The 15,336-nt window shown below is 61.1% G+C and carries 14 protein-coding genes and 2 pseudogenes; 13 read left to right on the top strand and 3 right to left on the bottom strand.

Going from position 1 to position 15,336, the window contains the following annotated elements:
* Nucleotides 1–142: 142 nt before the first annotated feature.
* The 12 genes and pseudogenes from ACSQ2W_RS21105 (at nucleotide 143) to ACSQ2W_RS21050 (ending at nucleotide 12,831) form a co-directional block, all read left to right on the top strand.
* Nucleotides 143–1,453 (top strand): NRAMP family divalent metal transporter, encoded by a 1,311-nt coding sequence (locus ACSQ2W_RS21105; protein WP_436088162.1) that lies wholly within the window; start codon nucleotides 143–145, stop codon nucleotides 1,451–1,453.
* A 340-nt stretch (nucleotides 1,454–1,793) separates the two neighbouring features.
* The gene (locus tag ACSQ2W_RS21100; protein ID WP_436088161.1) at nucleotides 1,794–2,372 is read left to right on the top strand and encodes a cysteine hydrolase family protein; all 579 of its coding nucleotides are present in this window, start codon (nucleotides 1,794–1,796) and stop codon (nucleotides 2,370–2,372) included.
* Nucleotides 2,373–2,561: 189 nt separating this feature from the next.
* On the top strand, nucleotides 2,562–3,221 hold the full coding sequence (locus tag ACSQ2W_RS21095; protein WP_436088958.1) for a DUF6766 family protein: 660 nt from the start codon (nucleotides 2,562–2,564) through the stop codon (nucleotides 3,219–3,221).
* 78 nt (nucleotides 3,222–3,299) lie between these two features.
* Nucleotides 3,300–3,464 (top strand): annotated as a pseudogene (locus ACSQ2W_RS21090) (PAS domain S-box protein); the annotation flags it as partial.
* Nucleotides 3,465–4,574: 1,110 nt separating this feature from the next.
* Nucleotides 4,575–6,701 (top strand): ParB/RepB/Spo0J family partition protein, encoded by a 2,127-nt coding sequence (locus ACSQ2W_RS21085; protein WP_436088160.1) that lies wholly within the window; start codon nucleotides 4,575–4,577, stop codon nucleotides 6,699–6,701.
* 167 nt (nucleotides 6,702–6,868) lie between these two features.
* The gene (locus ACSQ2W_RS21080; RefSeq protein ID WP_436088159.1) at nucleotides 6,869–8,059 is read left to right on the top strand and encodes a DUF932 domain-containing protein; all 1,191 of its coding nucleotides are present in this window, start codon (nucleotides 6,869–6,871) and stop codon (nucleotides 8,057–8,059) included.
* A 410-nt stretch (nucleotides 8,060–8,469) separates the two neighbouring features.
* Entirely contained in the window at nucleotides 8,470–9,507 is a 1,038-nt protein-coding gene (locus ACSQ2W_RS21075) for a DUF7146 domain-containing protein (protein WP_436088158.1), read from the top strand.
* Nucleotides 9,508–9,817: 310 nt separating this feature from the next.
* Nucleotides 9,818–10,759: a DUF2493 domain-containing protein gene (locus tag ACSQ2W_RS21070; protein ID WP_436088157.1), complete on the top strand. Its 942-nt coding sequence runs from the start codon at nucleotides 9,818–9,820 to the stop codon at nucleotides 10,757–10,759.
* 63 nt (nucleotides 10,760–10,822) lie between these two features.
* Nucleotides 10,823–11,083 carry a type II toxin-antitoxin system Phd/YefM family antitoxin gene (locus ACSQ2W_RS21065; protein ID WP_436088156.1) on the top strand — a complete coding sequence of 87 codons (261 nt, stop codon included), beginning with the start codon at nucleotides 10,823–10,825 and terminating at the stop codon, nucleotides 11,081–11,083.
* Nucleotides 11,073–11,607 (top strand): annotated as a pseudogene (locus ACSQ2W_RS21060) (hypothetical protein). The gene ACSQ2W_RS21065 and the pseudogene ACSQ2W_RS21060 overlap by 11 nt, the downstream one beginning before the upstream one ends.
* Before the next feature lie 484 nt (nucleotides 11,608–12,091).
* Entirely contained in the window at nucleotides 12,092–12,415 is a 324-nt protein-coding gene (locus ACSQ2W_RS21055) for a DUF736 family protein (protein ID WP_115097633.1), read from the top strand.
* A 71-nt stretch (nucleotides 12,416–12,486) separates the two neighbouring features.
* A complete protein-coding gene (locus ACSQ2W_RS21050) occupies nucleotides 12,487–12,831 on the top strand; it encodes a DUF2958 domain-containing protein (protein WP_436088155.1) in 345 nt (114 codons plus the stop codon).
* Between the two features lie 149 nt (nucleotides 12,832–12,980).
* Here ACSQ2W_RS21050 and ACSQ2W_RS21045 read toward each other — a convergent pair whose 3' ends face one another.
* From ACSQ2W_RS21045 to ACSQ2W_RS21035, 3 genes are all read right to left on the bottom strand, one after another.
* Entirely contained in the window at nucleotides 12,981–13,295 is a 315-nt protein-coding gene (locus ACSQ2W_RS21045) for an HU family DNA-binding protein (RefSeq protein ID WP_436088154.1), read from the bottom strand.
* A 38-nt stretch (nucleotides 13,296–13,333) separates the two neighbouring features.
* Nucleotides 13,334–13,603, bottom strand: a complete 270-nt coding sequence (locus ACSQ2W_RS21040; RefSeq protein WP_436088153.1) for a WGR domain-containing protein — start codon at nucleotides 13,601–13,603, stop codon at nucleotides 13,334–13,336.
* A 92-nt stretch (nucleotides 13,604–13,695) separates the two neighbouring features.
* Nucleotides 13,696–14,898 carry a DUF1173 domain-containing protein gene (locus tag ACSQ2W_RS21035; RefSeq protein ID WP_436088957.1) on the bottom strand — a complete coding sequence of 401 codons (1,203 nt, stop codon included), beginning with the start codon at nucleotides 14,896–14,898 and terminating at the stop codon, nucleotides 13,696–13,698.
* Between the two features lie 266 nt (nucleotides 14,899–15,164).
* Between ACSQ2W_RS21035 and ACSQ2W_RS21030 the strand changes: the two genes are divergently transcribed.
* Nucleotides 15,165–15,299 (top strand): hypothetical protein, encoded by a 135-nt coding sequence (locus ACSQ2W_RS21030; protein WP_436088152.1) that lies wholly within the window; start codon nucleotides 15,165–15,167, stop codon nucleotides 15,297–15,299.
* Nucleotides 15,300–15,336 lie beyond the last annotated feature (37 nt).

Below are 15,336 nucleotides of genomic sequence, written 5' to 3'. Positions count from 1 at the left end.
GCCGTGATCGCGAGCACAACGGGCGCGGATGGTCTGAAAGGACCGCGTTTTATACGGCGCTGGTCAGGGTCAAAGCGGGCTTCGACCACGTGCGTGGTGGAACCATACCTCGCCGACGCAGTTGATGGCGCGGGAGGAAGCCATGATCGCGCCTTTTGATTCAGCTGTGCCTTGTGACATCACCGAAAAATCTCACGGACGCGGAGCGCGGCGGATTGCAGTTTTCAAACAGCTCGGCCCCGGTCTGGTCACCGGGGCCGCAGATGACGATCCGAGCGGTATCGCGACCTATGCCCAAGCCGGGGCCCATTTCGGGTACAACATGTTATGGACGATGCTTCTGACATATCCTTTGATGTCAGCGATACAACTGGTGAGCGCCAGGATCGGACGGGTGACCGGATGTGGGCTTGCAAGTAACATGGTCGCGATCTGGCCAAAGCCTCTGGTGCTTGGTCTCGTGTTCCTTCTGTTCGCCGCTAACACCATTAATATCGGAGCCAACCTGGCCGCCATGGGAGCCTCGGCCGAGCTCGCTACCGGCATGCCCGCTCCGCCTGCCACGGTGTTCTTCGCCGGTTTCTCGCTGACGCTTCAGATGTTGCTTCCCTACGAGCGCTATGCCCGTTACCTCAAATGGCTGACACTGGTGCTGCTGTCATATGTGGCAGTCCTCTTCGTCGTTCGTGTCGACTGGGCGGCGGCGGCAAAAGGGCTCGTGCTGCCCTCGTTTCCCCTGACCGGCGATAGCTTTACGGTGATCGTCGCGATCCTTGGTACGACAATCAGCCCCTACCTGTTCTTCTGGCAGTCAAGCCAGGAGGTTGAGGAGATCGATAGGAAGGACAGCACAGAGCCGCTCAAGTGGGCGCCGGCTCAAGCGCCTGAGGCACTCAGTCGGATCCGCCTGGACACGTTCGGTGGAATGGCGGTCTCGAACATTGTGGCCATCGCGATCATGATAAGCACTGCGGCCACGCTTCACGCCGCAGGCAAGACGGAAATCGGCACAGCGGCCGATGTTGCCGAGGCACTGAGACCCCTAGCTGGAGAGTTCGCTTTCGTAATTTTCAGCCTCGGCATCATCGGAACGGGGCTGCTGTCGATCCCGGTACTTGCGGGATCCGCAGCCTACGCGTTCGGGGAGAGCCAGGGTTGGAAATGTGGACTGGACAACAAACCCTGGGAGGCGGTTGGCTTCTACAGCGTAATCACCGCTGCCACGCTGATCGGGCTCGGAATTGAATTCGCATCGATCGACCCCATTAAGGCCCTGTTCTGGAGCGCCGTGATCAATGGCTTCGTCGCCGTACCCACCATGGGGGCGATGATGGTGGTTGTCAGCCGACGGGATCGCATGAAGCAATTCACGGCATCGCCGGCTATGTTGTTCCTGGGATGGGGAGCAACCGCTTTGATGACATCCGCCGCTGTCGCCATGTTGGTCCTGTAGCCAACCGGCCATTCCGCGATCTGAGGTTTTGAGCAAAGGAGGACTCGAAATGACATTGCCCGTTGACCCAGTACCAGGTCCCGGCACGACTGGACCTATTCCAGGTGGTCCGCCGATCGGCCAGCCCGACCCGCCGATCAAAGAGCCGGATCCCGATCGTTTGCCGGATGAAGAGCCAATCCCCAACCCTGATGTCCCCAACCCTGACGAAACCACTGATCCGCCCCAGCACGTCGCACCTTTTCATGCCATGCGGGATGTCACGTGATCATCGATAGGGAATGGCGGGGATAGCCGCGAGGCACGCGAAGCAGAGAACTTTTGGTTCGGAGACAGCGCCATGGAGTGGCGTCATATCTGTGTTGATATGCAACGGATGTTTGCCGAGGACACGCCATGGCACGTTCCCTGGATGCAAACCGTGCTGCCTCAGGTGACGGAGCTTTCGCAACGGCATGCCATGCACACGATATTTACCCGGTTTGTCCCGCCTGAAAATCCGGATCTCATGCCCGGAACGTGGCGCGCCTATTATGGCAAATGGTGGATGATGACCGGCGAGCATCTCCCGCAGGAGATGGTGGATGTCGTGCCGGCCTTGAAGAAACTCATTCCGCCGGCCAGATGCTTCGACAAACGCGTTTATTCCCCATGGCTCGATGGACGCCTGCACAATGTTCTCTCAGGCGAGCACGTCTCGACCCTCGTCATCAGCGGTGGCGAAACTGATGTCTGCGTGCTGGCAACTGTGATGGGTGCGATCGATCTCGGCTATCGGACGATCATTCTGAAAGACGCTGTCTGCAGCGGTGCCGACGAGACCCATGACGCTTCTTTGGAATTGCTAGGAAACAGGTTCTCGGTTCAATTGGAACTCATGGAGACGGAGGAGTTTCTCTCGGGCGCGGGGTGGCAGTGAAGGCATCCATGAATCGCTGTGATCTCGGGAACCAAAACGGAACTGGGCGCGGCAACCCTCGGTCAAGCTGAGCAAGTCGATACCGGTTAAATGACGTCGGTGGCGTTTGGAGGTGGTGCGGTCCGCGCTGTCGGTGAGACCGTAAGACCTGGCAAACAGGCCCTGCGCATTTGGGTAGGGAGTACGAACATGCGGTTCTTGCGTGACAACGGATTGACGATAGTGCTGGGCGTGGCGACCTTGACGATGATTGGCGGGATGCTTCTGACCGGCTGGCAGGTTTACAATCAGGAACTTGCCGATCACGGCTCCTCCAGCCTCGGACTCTCGGAGTACGCGACGTCAGGGCATTTCCTGTCCGCGGTGTTCGAGAACTGGGAGAGCGAATTCCTGCAGATGTCGGCCTATGTGGTCCTAACCGCATTTCTTTTTCAGCGCGGATCGGCGGAATCCAAGGATCCGGACGAAGTATTGCCGCAGGACGAAGACCCGGCAATATGTGCCGCTGAACCCGATATGCCCTGGCCCGTGAAGGCGGGAGGCATCGTGAGTAGCATCTATGCCTATTCTCTCGGCCTCGCCCTGATGGCCCTGTTTTTGGCGAGTTTCCTTCTTCATCTGCGTTACAGTGCCGATGCCGCTGACGCCCAGGCGCGGTTGCACGGACAAATGCCGATGACGATCACCGAGCACCTGGTCAGTACGCAATTCTGGTTTGAATCCTTTCAGAACTGGCAGTCGGAATTTCTCTCGACCGGCGTCCTCGTCGTCTTGTCGATTTTCCTCCGGTTTCGCGGATCGCCGGAATCAAAGCCGGTTGCTGCGCCCCATCGCGAGACCGGTTCCTGACACCGAGCATCCTCATTGTGACGGTCGAGCGGGATCAGCATGGCGACAGGCTTGCCGACGGCTTCCGCGGCGGTGTAGCCGGAGATCCTGAGCCGTATTCGCCGCGGCGAACGCATCGATCACTACGAAACCATCCGGCGACGCAAGGATGGAAGCCTGATTGAAATATCGCTTTGTGTTTCTCCGGTCAGAAACCGCGACGGCAGGGTTATTGGCGCCCCGAAGATCGCCCGCGACATTACAGCGGCTGCGGAAGGCGACACCGTTCCATCAGTTCAAGGGAATGCTCACTGCTGCTGGACTTCCATAATTCTGTTGCGCGTAGGTCGTATTGTTCGCCGACGTACTTGCGCATCCCGACAATGCGAGAATTGAAACGGCTGCGACGGCTATTAGCGACCTGGATGTCATGGTTCATTCCTCCTTCGATGTGGTCGATGACATAAAGGCCGTGTTTCGAAAGGCCAGGCCTCTGAGGTGTGGAGAAACGTTTAGGGTAAGGTCCTGCTTGTTACCAGGGCCAAGCATGTCGGTGTCTTGTTGAGCGACAAGGAGTGAGCCCGCGCAGCACCCCAGTGACCTCCCGGTACTTGTGGTTTGCCGGTACCAATACCTTCAGAATGCTCGGCGGCCTGGTTTCGAGGGAATGACATCAGTTTTCCGCCGTCGGTTCTCTAGCCAAGGCCAAAGAACGAAAGAATGGCAATCACGATTACAACCAGTCCAACAAGGTAGATGATGTTGTTCATAACGGTGCCCTTTCATGTTGGCCTGTCGGAACGCACAAGGCGAAACATGGTTCCCATGTCCGATCAATGGCCAGTGTTCATCCTGCAGTCGATCGTCGTAATCGGCCTTGTTGGCGCCCTCTTTATTCGAGTTGCTGGCGTCCTTCGGCCAGCGAACCACGCTATCGGGCAAGGTCCTGGCTCGAAGTACCCAAAACGCATGTCATACCTCACTGCAAAGGCTACGAGGTGCCGGCCGAACACGGCCTCGACCGCCATTGGCGCAACGCCTGTGCTCGAGCGTATAGACGAACACGTGAAGGTGCTGACGCCGATACTGAATACCTGCGCGGAGAAGTGAGCCAAACACGTTGCGCGGCGAGAGGGGAACAGCGCTGCGACCTGGCCCAACAACCCGAATTCCAGATAGAGCATCGATCCTCGATGCTGAGCCGGCAGGCGAAACGTTGCGCAGAGCCAGATGCGTCGACATTCGCGAGCTTCCTGCGGAGCGCGCGATGTGGCGGGGGAGGGGAGTGGCTGAGAGGGAGAGGGGGGAGGGGATTCTGTGACGGATTTGGAGGTTTGGAGAGAGGCTCCGGCCGGCCCGTCATGGAGAAACGACATGGCACAGGCCATTCAGAAGATCACCCTCAGCGCCGCTCGTGATATTCCCTTCAACAGGCTGGTGCTCAGCCAGCAGAACGTCCGCAAGATCAAGGCGGGCGTCTCGGTCGAGGACCTTGCCGAGGACATCGCGCGCCGCGGCTTGCTCTTAAGCCTCAACGTGCGGGCTGAGATTGATGGCGAGGGCAACGAAACCGGCATTTATCGCATTCCGGCAGGCGGTCGGCGCTACCGTGCCCTTGAACTGCTCGTCTCCCAGAAGCGCCTGGCGAAGACGGCAGGGGTCCCTTGCATCGTCAGCAAGGGCGAGACGCTGGAGGCGGAAGCCTCGCTCGCCGAGAACCTCCACCGGGTTCAGCTCCATCCACTTGACCAGTTCCGTGCCTTTCAGACCCTTCGTGAACAGGGACTTGGTGAAGAGGAAATCGCCGCCCGCTTCTTCGTCTCGGTTGCGAATGTAAAACAGCGCCTCAGGCTGGCTTCCGTTTCGCCACGTCTGTTGGACCTCTACGCCAGCGATGAAATGACTCTTGAACAGATCATGGCCTTGTCGATCACCAACGATCACGTTCGCCAGGAGCAGGTCTGGGATACCGTATCGCGGTCGCATGCCAGGGAAGCCTATTACATTCGCCGCCTGCTCACCGAAACGACAATCCGGGCGCGTGATCGCCGCGCTGTCTATGTCGGGGTCGACGCCTACGAGGCTGCGGGAGGTGTCGTCATGCGTGATTTGTTCGAGCAGGATCAGGGCGGCTGGCTCCAGGATCCCGCATTGCTCGAACAGCTGGCGATCGAGAAGCTCCGAACGGACGCCGCGGCTCTGAAGGTGGCCGAAGGCTGGAAATGGGTCGAGGCGGCTTTTGATTTCCCCTATGGCCACATGTCAGGCCTTCGCCGCTTCTACGGCGAGCAGCCGGAAATGACCGAGCAGGAGCTTGCTCGCTTCGACGCCCTCAAGGCCGAGTATGACAGGCTCGATGCCGCATACGCGGAAGCGAAGGATTATTCCGAAGAGACCGAGAAGAGGCTCGAGGAACTCGGGACCGAACTCGATGGGTTGAACGAACGGACGTATGTCTTCAATCCGCAGGATGTCTCTCGTGGCGGTGTCTTTGTCTCGCTCGGCGCGAACGGCGACCTCAAGGTCGAACGCGGCTTTGTCCGGCCAGACGACGAGCCGAAAGCCGAAGCTGATGATGACAACACGAGTGAACTGGCGGTAAGCGCCGCTTCGTCCGTGGGTGGCATTTCCGTGAACGGCAAGGCCGTCTCCTCCGATCAATTCGAGGAAGAAGACGCCGCCGTCCGGCCGCTGCCCGACCGCCTGATCCTCGATCTGACGGCAGCCCGGACGATTGCACTTCGCAATGCGCTTGCGAACGATCCGGTCATGGCGTTCATAGCCGTGCTCCACAGCTTCGTGCTGAAGATCTTCTATCTCTACGGTTCAGACTCGTGCCTGGAACTCACGCTGCAAAGCGCAAAATTCAGTCTGATGCCGGGACTTGCCGACACGCCGTGGGCGAAGGAAATCGATCAGCGCCAGGAGGCCTGGGGGCAGGATCTCCCAAAGGATCAAGACGCACTCTGGGACTACCTGATCCAGCTCGACGAAGTCAGCCGCCAGGTGCTTTTCGCCCATTGCGCCAGCCTGTCGCTGAACGCCACGTTCGAGCCGTGGAACAAGCGCAGCCGCGCTATTGCCCACGCAGACCAGGTTGCCCGCTCGATCGGTTTCGGAATGGTCGAGGCGGGGTGGACGCCGACGGTCGATAACTATCTCGGAAGGGTGACCAAAGTGCGGATTCTGCAAGCTGTTCGCGAGGCGAAGGGCGAACAATCAGCACAATTGATTGACCATCTCAAGAAATCGGACATGGCCCGCGAGGCAGCACGGCTTCTTGAAGGAAGCGGATGGCTCCCTGAGCCGCTACGGTCCGACAACGATGAGGCATCGTCCAATGCGACCGCGACCGCGATCGATCAGGGCAGCGGGAATGCGGAATTCGACGTCGAGGCAGCTGATCTCCCGGCCTTCCTGACCGAGGACGCAGATGTCGGTGACGCCATCGCCGATGCGCAAGACGGTGCTCAGGAAACCCAAGTCGACGCGGCAGAGTAGTCGGTCTCGGTTCCGCTCGGTGTCCACGCAATTGGCGATCTCGGCGCAGGCAACGCCGTGACGGATGAACAGCACCGTGCTGCTCAAGCGTCTGCCTCCTTTCAATCCATGCCCGGCCTTCGCTTAAAGTGGATTAGTCGGGTTTTTTCGTTACTGGAGATTGCAACATGAACAACCTTGTCCAGCATTCCCGGCCCGTTTCTACCGGCTTCAAGGTCGACATCTCGCGCGGCGAGCGCATCGGCCGCGTCTCGTCTGAATGGTTCTCACGCCCGGACGACGAGCGCTACTTGTCGCTTGGCGAGCTCTTTGATGCCGTCAAGTCACGTGCGGACCGCGCTCATGCCCGCACGGTCGAATCCAACGCCGTCAGGGTCGAAGCCAGTCGCGATAGCGTAGAGCGCCTGGCGCTGATCGTTCCCGGTCAATCCCGGCCGATCGCGCCGACCCATTGGAGCTTTGGCCAGCTCTGCAGCCTCGTTGGCGCTCCGTCAACCTATATGCGTCAGCTGCCGGCGCCACTTGCCGGCATTAATCTACAGCATGGATTGCTGAACCATCGCGCCGAACTTGTGAAGACACTCGAAACCGACGACGGGCGCATCGAGCTTCGCGCGGTGACCGGACCGGACTATGGCCGCATCTGGGATCACGAACTTGTTTCAGCCGTCATGAACATCGCCGGCAATGGAACCGGCGACACGATCTGGAAGGTGCCGGGCTTACTCGACTGGGCAACGATGACCCACAATCCCTTCGTGGACATCACCAAGGACACAACCACGCTCTACGCCAGCGATCGCGACGTGTTCCTGTTCCTCGTGGACGACACGCATCCGATCGAGGCCGGTCGGCTGCCGAACGGCGATCCTGATCTCTATTTCCGCGGCTTCTACGCCTGGAACAGCGAGGTGGGTTCGAAGACGCTCGGGATTGCATCGTTTTACCTCCGGGCCGTGTGCGCCAACAGGAATCTGTGGGGCACGGAGAATTTCGAGGAGATCAACATCCGTCACTCCAAATTCGCAGCGCACCGTTTCGCCCACGACGCCGCTCCTGCGCTGACGAGCTTCGCCAACTCCTCGCCTGCTCCATTCGTCGCTGGCATCAAGGCCGCCCGTGAAAGGATCGTCGCCCGCACCGATGAAGATCGGGACTCTTTCCTGCGCCGCCGCGGGTTCACCAGGAGCGAAACCGGCAAGATCATCGAGACCGTTCTCTCGGAGGAGGGACGTCCTCCAGAGAGCATCTTCGACTTCGTGCAGGGGATCACCGCGCTCGCACGCGACAAGACCCATCAGGACACCCGTCTCGAGCTGGAAGGCAAGGCCAAAAAGCTCCTCGAAAACGCGGTCTGACTTTCACCCGCTCATTCCGATGCCGCCAGCCGCCGGCCCTCGACGACGGCATCACTTTCTCGAAAGGTCGACAGTCATCTCTGGCTGACATCGGCCATTGCCCATCGTCGTGGTCGACGATGAAATTATCTCGGCCGCCGGACCTGATCCGCGAGCGTGGCGGAGGTGGAGGGGGCTGGATGGGGTTGGTCTGGTGGGTCCAGAGAGCATCCGGACAGGCCAATCCTCTTCTCCGCTCTCCACAGGACATCCGATGAAATCTCTTCTCCGGCCACCGGCGTGATGGGCAATTCCCCACCCCGACTGTGTCGGACCACGCCACTGGCGCCGACCGGATCTACCTGGCAACGGGTCGGTTGCTACCCGTTCCTTGAACGCGATCAAGCCGTCCGACTTTGAGGAGACCTATCATGCAGTCCGCGTCAGACCTCGCGCGCCGCCTGGCAGAACATGCCGAGGCGGTCTGCCGCCAATATCTGTCTGCCGGCGTTCGCGCCGGCAACTACTGGATCGTCGGCGATATCGCCAACAGCAAGGGTCGCTCGCTCTATGTCCATCTTGCCGGCCCGCGCGCCGGCAAATGGACGGATGCGGCGACCGGCCGGCATGGCGATCTCCTCGACCTTGTGCGCGAGACCTGCTGCCTCGTCGACTTCCGCGATGTCGCCCATGAAGCCCGCCGGTTTCTCAGCCTGCCGCAGCCGGAGCCGCAACCCGCCCCGCGGAATGAGGCGACTGGCACCCGGCCAGTCAATTGCTCGACTGCCGAGCGAGCACGCCGGCTCTTCGCCATGGCCAGGCCGCTGCATGGAACGGTGGCCGACGCCTATCTGCGCCAGCGCGGCATCCTGCGGGCGTCCGCTCACGCAGCCCTCCGATTCCATACGTCCTGTTACCATCGGGATCTTTCGAGCGGTGGGAGCTCGGTATTCCCCGCCCTGATCGCCGCCGTTACCGATGGAGCCGGCATGATCACCGGCGTGCACCGCACCTGGCTCGATCCGGTGGGCGGCGGAAAGGCGCCGGTCGCAGATCCTCGCCGGTCGCTGGGCGGCCTTCTCGGCAACGCGGTGCGCTTCCGTTTTCCGGTCAGCGGCCCCGTGCGGGTGCTGGCCGGCGGCGAGGGCCTCGAAACCATGCTGTCACTCTCACACGTGCTGCCTGGCATGCCGATGGTGGCAGCACTCACCGCCAATCACCTCGTCGCCTTCCGATTTCCGCCAGGTGCCGTGCGCCTCTACATCACCGCTGACGCCGATGCGGCCGGTCGCCATGCCATCGAGGGATTGAGCCGGCGCGCACAGGCCGTCGGCATCCTGCCGCTGGTCATCGAGCCGGAACTCGGCGATTTCAATGAGGACCTGCGGCAACTGGGACCGGACCGGCTGACGGAGCGGCTGCGTGAGCAGCTCGTCCCGGATGACGCGATGGCCTTTCTCCCGGTCTGACAGGGGCCGGCAGCTGCGGCTGCGCGCCATCTGCGTCAAGGCAGGGTTGTGCCTTTCTCCGGGACAGGGCGCGCCAGCGCCCTGCCGAGAGCGACCCCTACCACGGGACATCAGGTCCTTCTGCGGGTCCGTCAGATTTCTTCCCCGCGCCGGCGGTGCCGGCGCTCCTCGCGGGTCAAGAAATCCTCCATCCTCCGCCCGGCGCTTCGCTGGGCCGCTTCGCTGCGCTTGCGGTTCCGGACCGTCTGCCCGTGGGAAGGGATCGCCGTCAGGCCGCGAGAGGCGCGGCCCTATCCCAAGGAGACGAGACATGAACCTCATGGCGCCCCTCGACGATCGTTTTGAGCCTCACCACCCATCCTCGCCCACCGACCGCTTCATCTACGAAATGCAGCTCTACGGCCACCGCCCTCTCCAGGACGAGCCAGACCCGCGTGGACTGCCGGAGGAGCCGGCCGTCCAGTCGGCCATCACCGCGATCTTCGACGCCTTCGCCGAAATGCTCGGCGATACCCGGCTCGAGCCCGATCTCGAAGACCTGCTGTGGTCGAGCGTCAATCTCTTCCACCGCGCCGGCGAGCGCATCCAGCGCGAACTGCAGCGCAACGAGGACGCGCAGCGCAGCGGCCAGCAGGAGCAGGACGGCTCCGAGGTGAAAAGCGTCGAGCTCGAGCGTCTCATCGCCGAAGGCATCACGATGCTGGAGCGCCGCAACTCCTTCGAATTCATGCGCGACTATGCCGCCGACCTGTTCGAGGCTGAGACCGGTTCGACCTGGCGCCCGCGCACCGGCTCAAAGGTCAGCCACGCCAACATGACGGCGGCGATGATTGACAGCAGGGATTTCCTCTCCGCTCGCCGCCACGCCGAGACCGAGGTGCTGATCCCTGCGGGCACCAAGATCGCCTTCTCCGGCGGCATGGACTACAACGATCACGAGCGCATCTTTGATGCGCTCGATCGCGCTCGCACCAAATTCCCGGACATGGTCCTGCTGCATGGCGGTTCGCCTAAAGGCGCCGAGCGCATTGCCGCCTGCTGGGCGGAAAACCGCAAGGTGACCCAGATCAGCTTCAAGCCCAACTGGACGAAGCACGCCAAGGCCGCGCCCTTCCGCCGTAACGACGACATGCTATCGATCATGCCCGCCGGCGTCATCATCTTCCCGGGATCCGGTATCACCGGCAATCTCGCCGACAAAAGCCGCCGCCTCGGCATCCCGGTCTGGCGCTTTGGCGGAGATGGCGCGTGAGTGCCGTTTTCTTGCAAAAATGGAAAATATGGATGTTATGGAGATCCAAGGAGCACTCATGCCATGCGACAATTCACGACAGGCGATCTCAACAAACAGGTCGGCGATGTCACCGACGCGGCCAGCCGCGAACCCGTCGTTCTCACCCGGCACAATAAACCCCGTTTCGTTCTGATGAGCTATGACCACTATGAGCGGATGCGAACCGGAGCCGATCCCCGTCGCGTCTACAGCGTCCCGGAGATGCCAAAGGAACACGAGGAACTGTTCGGCGAGGCTATCGAGCGGCTGGCGCGCGGCGAGGGCTATGACGATGAGCCGTGAGTTCCGCCCGGGCGAAGTGATCGCCATCCTTATCTCTGGGCATGGCAACACCAGCGCGGTGAGACTGAAGGGCGCAAGCAACGTCCCGTCTGTGTCGTCGTCGCGGTCCGCAGCGCGCGTGACGGGAGACGCACCTTGCCCTTCTTGCCATCACCACGCAGCCGCCGCAGACCGGACGGCTTGCGCTTGCGATTCCTGAGATCGAGCGCCAAAGAGCCGGCCTCGGCGATCTCAAGCAGAGTTGGATTGTCGTTGACGAATACAATTACGATATCGCCGAGCGCTCCTGGTACATCGAACCGGGGCAGGCGACGCTTGGCCGTTTCAGCAAGCCCTTCATGATGAAGGTCGCCGCCCTGTTCGCCGAGGCGAGAGGCAAGCCAGGCCGTCAGGTCATCGCACCGACTAGAGACCCGTATTTAGTTTTGTCACGCTTCCGCTGCTGGACTATTTCCGACAGCCTGCCGTACGCGCGCTGGCAGACACGCGTTTGCGGATGGTCGTCGGGCACGCCGGCCGGCTGACGCGGTGGACTGGCGGCAACCAGATCGTACACGTCGATCGTTATTGCCGATCCCGCCCTGGGCGGAGGCAAGTCGGCAATGACCACTGCCGCTTGCAGCGACCGGCCCGCTGTGACAGCTGGCATCCTTGCGATGTGTGCAAGTGCGACGCAGCAGCCGAGGCCGAGTTCCATTAAGCCAGTGAGAATGGTGAGAACCCGCGGGATCGCTGAGCGCACTCGTCGGTGAGCCCCCAGCGGCCGAGTTCCCATGCAAAAGCCGGCATTCAGGACAGGAGCTTGCAGGTGGCCGATCGATGTGGGTCCGTGTTGCGGTTACATCAAGAGCCATTCCCTTTCCATGTCGCCTTTGTAGGCAACCCCCGGCCTAGTGCGGTCAACCCCGGAGGGGTTCGCCCTCGCTCAAGCTCGGTGACCGCGGCCGAGGGCCGCCTTCTTTGGCGCCATCGGGAATGGTTCCCGATGCAACCGAAGGAGACACCACAATGGCCACCACGATCGCAACCCTAACCGAGAAGACCGACGGCTCGCTCGAAGGCATCTTCGCCACGATCAAGGTCAACGCCCCGATCGCCCTGATCCCGAACGCTCAGAAGGCAAGCGAAGGCGCCCCCGACTACCGCATCATCCATAGGCGCACCGGCTTCGAGATCGGCGCCGGCTGGTACCGCAACTCGCAGCGCACCGGCGAGGAATACCTCTCGGTCAAGCTGGAAGCGCCCGAGATCGGGGTGATCTTCGGCAACGTCGCGCCCGCCCCCGGTGGCGAGGCGAACCGCAAGGTCATTCTCTGGAACGACCCAGCCTGAGTGACGCATTCACCGGCCCGCGGTGAGCGGGGCCGCCCACTTTAGAACCCTCGTTATCCTGGAGAATTCCGATGCAACTCATCACCGCTGAAAGCCGCGCTGCCCTTATCGCCAACGGCCAGCGCTTCCAAAGCAATCCAGACTTTGATCCGCATCCAGTCGTCAAGATGTTCACGCCCGACGCGGCCGCTACCTGGCTTATCGCCTCCGCCGAACCCGAAGATCCCGATCTGCTCTTCGGACTCTGCGACCGGGGAATAGGGTTTCCGGAGCTCGGCTCCGTCCTCCTCTCGGAGATCGATTCTGTTCGCGGACGCCTCGGGCTGCGCGTCGAACGGGACCTTGCCTTTAAGGCGGACCGGCCGATTTCCTCCTATGCCAGGGAGTCGATGGCAGCGAGAGCGATCGTCGCCTGACACCGTGAGTAAGAAAAGGGGCCGCAGCCATCGGGTTGCGGCCCCCTTTTCCTTTGTCTCGTGGTGCCAGACCCACCCCACCTTGTCTACTCAGACCCGTCCCCGTGTCGTGGGCGGCAAAGCCGCCTCAAGGTCCGCGGCCCCTCGGATCACTTGTTAAGCGCATCCTTCAGCGCCTTGGCCGGCGCAAAGGTCAGCTTCTTGGCGGCCGCGACCTTGATCGTGGCACCCGTTGCTGGATTGCGTGCTTCGCGCTCCGGCGTGTCCTTCAATTTGAATTTGCCAAAACCGGGCAGCGAAGTTTCATTGCCGGCAACGGAGGCTTCCGTGATTGCAGCGATTACCGCCTCGACAACAGCCTTGCCCTGAACCTTGGTCAGGCCATGCTCACTTGCGATCTTCTCTGCGATTTCATTGGTGCTGGTCATAGTAGCTCCTACGTTGAAAGGTGAAAACCTTTGCACCGAGCCCTGACGTTGTCACGGCTCGGATGCGCCGCAGCCTAGCCAGCGAGAGTATTTCCACAGCTTCTGACGGGTCTGTAGCCTTTCCGGCGCTTCTTGCGCGCCAATTCCAGAAAATGCGAAGCGGCCTCCCGCTCCGTTGGAAACACCTCGCACTTCTCGCCGCCGCGGCTACCAATCCGTCCCCAGGCGCGGACGACAGCGGTCTCGCCAAACAAGGTCGGCTGGATCGACAGGGCGTAATAGCGCGCCATGTTCTTGCTGGCATCGACGCGCTGGCAATAGAGCTGAAACGAATAGTGAGACATGCCCCGAAAATCGTCGATCCACTGGACGGCGTCCAACGAAAGTTATGAATCGATAGGGCACCACCGATTCATCTTCGTGATGAATGGAATGCTTAACCCGGAGGCAAGCGCGGCATCTCGCCGTCTTTGATCCGCCAGACCCAGGAATCAAGGTCGGAGCGTGCCGTGATCATGTCGCTCAAGGCGGATTCGAACGCGTCGCCAGCCTCCGGCGGCACGAGATAGAGGGCCACCGGAACAGGCTTTGCCTCCGGCAGCGTGGCAATCGCCACCGGCTGTGAGGACGATAAGTTAAACCGCAGCCCCTTCACGCTCTTGCGCCGCAGCTTTGTCAGCTCCGCAAGGACACGCTCTTCATAGACGCTTTCCACCGGCAGCCACTCCGCCGTCACCGTCATCACGGCGATTTCGTTGATCATCGTCAGCGCGGATCCCGCCGCACCGATCGTCATGATGGCCATCAGATGCGAGGCCTCGTTGGCCTGCCACAGTTCCAGTTGAGCACTGAAGCGCCGCTGCAACGACGTCCAGGCGCGATCCTCAAGAAAAAGCGAATAACCCGGCATATGCTTGATGACGACCTTGCGGCCGGATCGTGCCTCGCCAAACTCCTTGATTTCCGCGACCAGCAGCATCAACCTCCTTGGGCCGGGCGCCGACTGGTGAAGTTCCGTCAGCGCCATTGCCCGGCGTTGCTCGATGGCAGTTTTGTCTTCTGCGCGGAACGGTTCGGGGACGAACAGCCGATCGACCAGCGGTTCTCCCCGTACGGTCATGGTCCGTGCCGCTTCGACAAGATGGCTGCGGACATGCCACCAGTGTCGCTTTCCAGTCCAGAGCACTGTCCATTCGGTCAATCCGCCCTCATGCCAGAGGTAATGCAGCAGCGCACGCAACGAGAGCTTGCGGGTCTCGTTCTTCACCATCTCCGGCCTCTCTGCATCAGCGGGCGCCGATGCCGACCGAGATCTGAGTTTCGTCATGGAGAAATCAAGCTTCAAGGCCGCCGCGCCAGTTGCGACATCGACCTGGATGGCGTTTCCGATCAAAGGCCCCAACCCCGTCAGTTCATACGGGGGTTCATAGGACCCGCATTGCGGACCATGCGTTCCGCCGCTGAGAGGCATGCGCTTGACCACGTGCTGGTCGCCAATCCGGGCAACATACATGGGCACACCAGGCACTCGGCAAAGGCATAAAGGCCGCAACTTCTTCTCATATGCGATCGCCAAGCAGTCAGCAAAGTCCGCGGTCTGTTCGTCGACGATCTGATCTCCAATGTGAAATGTACGCACCACGCCTTGCCTCCGCTGTTTGAACGTCTGCGACGTTCATGGGTGGCACACGAGACCAAAACCTGTCTGCTCAGTGCCGATGATTGTCTGTAAGGGAAAAAGCCGCCTCAAGGTCGCGCGGCCCCTCCAATTTTGCCTCCGCTCTGCTCCGACAAAATCGGCTCCTCCACGCGCCGGCTCCGCCGATCGCGGTCGCGAACCTTGACCCGTCTTTCCCCCTCACAGCCGCGATCGCCATCTTTCACAAACGTCAAGGAGACGAAGAAATGACGATCGAACAGCACATTGAGGAACTGCGCGCCGAACTCCGTAACGCCCCGACCATCGAGGAGCGTCGCCAGATCGAGGCGGAACTCAAGGCGGCAATCGAAGAACGCGACGAGAAGGAGCTGCCCGACTGAGGGCAGTTCTCCACTTCGTCGTCGCAGACATGTCGCG

Origin of the sequence: Pararhizobium sp. LjRoot255 (genome assembly GCF_964252905.1) — a bacterium.
In the GTDB taxonomy this organism is placed as follows: domain Bacteria; phylum Pseudomonadota; class Alphaproteobacteria; order Rhizobiales; family Rhizobiaceae; genus Pararhizobium.
The sequence above is the reverse complement of the archived record's forward strand: the minus strand, read 5'-3'. Positions and strand labels throughout refer to the sequence as shown.